This window comes from Rheinheimera sediminis (genome assembly GCF_004005375.1).
Taxonomy (GTDB): Bacteria; Pseudomonadota; Gammaproteobacteria; order Enterobacterales; family Alteromonadaceae; genus Pararheinheimera.
This window is the reverse complement of sequence record NZ_RZUF01000074.1, coordinates 1-999: the sequence shown is the minus strand read 5'-3', so window position 1 is coordinate 999 and position 999 is coordinate 1. Positions and strand designations below refer to the sequence as shown.

Sequence of the window (999 nt, the reverse complement as noted above, 5' to 3'; positions counted from 1 at the left end):
GCTGTTCCGGTTTGCTCCCGGCAAACCTGGTCCGCCTCTGGGCACCATAAAAAAACAAACAGCTCGTCCTTGTGACGGGCTTTTTGTTTTCTGTTATTCAAATGCTTGATCTTGGTTACAAACGAACTGTTGTTCGATTCATTTTACTCAGCCGTGATCTCTTGTTGGCTTTGACGCAATAACACAACCCCAAACCATAGCTGCCACACAAGTTGAGACAAGCCAAAGGCTTCTTTCAGGTAAGGCAGGGTATGAAAAACGGTTAGTATCGCAAAGCTGCCTGTGAGCAGACCAAGCCAATGTAGTTTTGCCTTTTGTGGTTGTTGCAGCAATCCGGCCAGGCTGAACAACAGGATCCACAGACCACCCACCAATTCAATACCGCCGCCCAGAGCATGGGTCATCATCCCCATAACAGAAAAGAGGGTTACGGCGAGATCTGGATCTGTATTGACCAGATTGATCACTCGCTCCAAACCTGTCAGGGCTATCATGCCAGACGCCATCATTAAGACCACCCAAACCTTGCCAAACAACCCTGAAACTTGCACTAAGGCAGACCGCGGCTGAGGCAACTGCTGAGGGATAGCAATCACCATCACGGCCAGTAAAAAACCAAACAGCAAATAACCTATGGCATAACCTGTTGCTACCAAAAACTGATGCTGATCTATGTATTGAATTCTCAGTAAAGGTTCTGCTTGTTCAGGTTGAGATAAAGCAGCAAAAAAGATCAGTGCTACTGTGAAGTAACACAAAGCCATGCCTATGGAGGCTAAACCTCCGCAGCGTTGTAAGGTTAAAAAGGATGCTGAATTGGACGCGCCTTGGTAAAAGGACATGGTGACTCCTGCAAAAAAACGAATTAATCTGGGGTAAGGGTTCGTATAAAATCTTATGCAAAGCCGAAGCTTATGTCGTCCGCGACTATAAGCGCGGACAGTTTTTTATGCCGCAGTTAGCTGTTATTACTTAACCTGAACTCGGGATAATGAGTGT

At 46.3% G+C, this 999-nt stretch carries 1 protein-coding gene; it reads right to left on the bottom strand.

The window, feature by feature from the left end:
• Positions 1 to 143: 143 nt before the first annotated feature.
• Complete coding sequence (locus tag EMM73_RS19795) at positions 144 to 842, bottom strand: hypothetical protein (RefSeq protein WP_127688480.1); 699 nt, start codon at positions 840 to 842, stop codon at positions 144 to 146.
• Positions 843 to 999: the final 157 nt, after the last annotated feature.